Source organism: Glutamicibacter sp. BW77 (assembly GCF_002332285.1).
GTDB lineage: Bacteria > Actinomycetota > Actinomycetes > Actinomycetales > Micrococcaceae > Glutamicibacter > Glutamicibacter bergerei.
Window position 1 is genome coordinate 1 of sequence record NZ_NRGT01000035.1, and the last position, 1,687, is coordinate 1,687.

3 protein-coding genes are annotated in these 1,687 nt (G+C 59.8%); all 3 read right to left on the reverse strand.

Annotated elements, in window-relative coordinates; all coding sequences use genetic code 11:
* Window positions 1–153: 153 nt before the first annotated feature.
* On the reverse strand, window positions 154–570 hold the full coding sequence (locus CIK74_RS03245) for a DUF6069 family protein (RefSeq protein ID WP_096254337.1): 417 nt from the start codon (window positions 568–570) through the stop codon (window positions 154–156).
* 207 nt (window positions 571–777) lie between these two features.
* Complete coding sequence (locus CIK74_RS03250) at window positions 778–1,107, reverse strand: DUF202 domain-containing protein (RefSeq protein WP_096254338.1); 330 nt, start codon at window positions 1,105–1,107, stop codon at window positions 778–780.
* Window positions 1,107–1,487: a DUF202 domain-containing protein gene (locus CIK74_RS03255; protein WP_096254339.1), complete on the reverse strand. Its 381-nt coding sequence runs from the start codon at window positions 1,485–1,487 to the stop codon at window positions 1,107–1,109. The genes CIK74_RS03250 and CIK74_RS03255 overlap by 1 nt, the downstream gene beginning before the upstream one ends.
* Window positions 1,488–1,687 lie beyond the last annotated feature (200 nt).

Here is a 1,687-nt window from a genome sequence, read left to right on the forward strand (position 1 = left end):
TTGTCCCGGCCCGCGGCCTTGCTGTTCTGGAGCACATCTCGATCGAGCACATTGCGCCGCACGCAACACCTGAGAGTTCACAAATGCCTGCTGCCCACTGATTTTTATCCGTGGGCAGCAGGCATCCTGCGTTGAGATGCAGGAGCGCAGTGGCTAGTTCGCGTGCAGGCTCTTATTGCCGTAGTGCACCGCGAAGAACAACCCAAGGCCGACGAACAGGTGAATGATGCTCAAGGTGAGCGCGGTAGCGATGTCACCGGCGGCCATGATTGGCAAGATGATCGAAACAACCGCAACGATGAGCCCCAACCACTGGGCGACCTTGCAAAATCCTGGCTTGGCGCGGCCGATAACAAAGACCACCGCACCGAGGATGAGGATTGGCAGCAACGTGAAACCGTAGACCTGAGCGAAGCCAATGCGCTCTCCGGAGTTCTCGCCGAGCACCATGGAAGCGCCTGCGGAACTGCCAATGAAGTAGGTGATGACGTTGAGGAAGCCAATACCAGCGGCGGCAATCAGGACCTGAACGAAGTTAAACGGGCTTTTGGGTTGAGTCTCAGCGTTCATGGGCCGGAGCACTCCTCTAAATAGTTGATTTTATCCAACTAAGTCTAAAACCTGGCTCACGTTCCCCGCGTCTCACTTGCCAGTGAAATCCGCAACACCGCAGTGCGCTACCGCCGCTCACCGCGAATCGACACCCCAAGCGCCAACGGGATATGCGGCAGCAAAGCCAGATGGCTCGCCCGGGAGGCCCGGCTCGACAGACCTGGCTTAGCTCGGGCCGAGCACCAAGATGATTCCGAACACGCCGATGGCGATCAGCACCAGGGTAGTCATGAGCACCGCGACGATATCCGGCCTGACCCGCTCGGATTTCACGCCCAGCGCCATGCGCCGGTAGCGAGCGCGCTGCGAGGCAAAGATTCCCAGCGCCATCGTCGCGGAAATCGCGATCATCAACACGATGCCCACGCCATAGTGCGGCAGCCAGCGCAAGAAGACGGCACTGACCACAAGGAATGACACCAGGGTGCGGCTCCACGCAAATACCGTGCGCTCTGGCTGCAGCCCCGGATCGGCGATCTGGATGGGCTCGCGCATCAGGCCCGCGAACCGACAATCATGGCCACGGCCGCGATGGAAGCGGCCACGGCGCCGAAACCCAGGAGCGGAACGATGGCCGGAATCGGCAGCGGGCGCCCGGTGCGCATGCTGCGCTCCACGCGGACCCAGCGGACCGCGGCACCTGTGGCAATCAGGATTCCCACGCCGATGATCAGCACCGCGAGCCACGTGCGCAGCGGCGAGGGGAAAGCCTCGGCGGCAAATGCCTCTAGCGCGGTGCCGCCGGCAAGGAATGCCAGCGAGGTGCGGATCCACGCCAGGAAGGTACGTTCGTTGGCCAGCGTAAACCGGGGATCCGGCTCTGCGCCATGAGGCAGGACCCAGCGCGAGAGGCGGCTTCGTTCGTGATCAGACATGCCACTCCTACAGGTACGTGTTTCTTCCACTCAGTACATCATGCACAACGCTCGCTCATCGCCCGAAGATGCTTCGCGTCGCATTGAAGTCTACCGACCAGTTCATAAGTAAAACCATTGTTAATGGTAGATAAAAACAGTTTTACGAATGTGAGCCAGGGCATAAGAATGATTGGTAGATATGGCTCTGATTTTTCAAA

Bases quoted from the DNA above. Each gene is read 5' to 3' on its own strand.
- CIK74_RS03245 (WP_096254337.1), bottom strand. From the start codon at position 570: ATGAACGCTGAGACTCAACCCAAAAGCCCGTTTAACTTCGTTCAGGTC.
- CIK74_RS03250 (WP_096254338.1), bottom strand. From the start codon at position 1,107: ATGCGCGAGCCCATCCAGATCGCCGATCCGGGGCTGCAGCCAGAGCGC.
- CIK74_RS03255 (WP_096254339.1), bottom strand. From the start codon at position 1,487: ATGTCTGATCACGAACGAAGCCGCCTCTCGCGCTGGGTCCTGCCTCAT.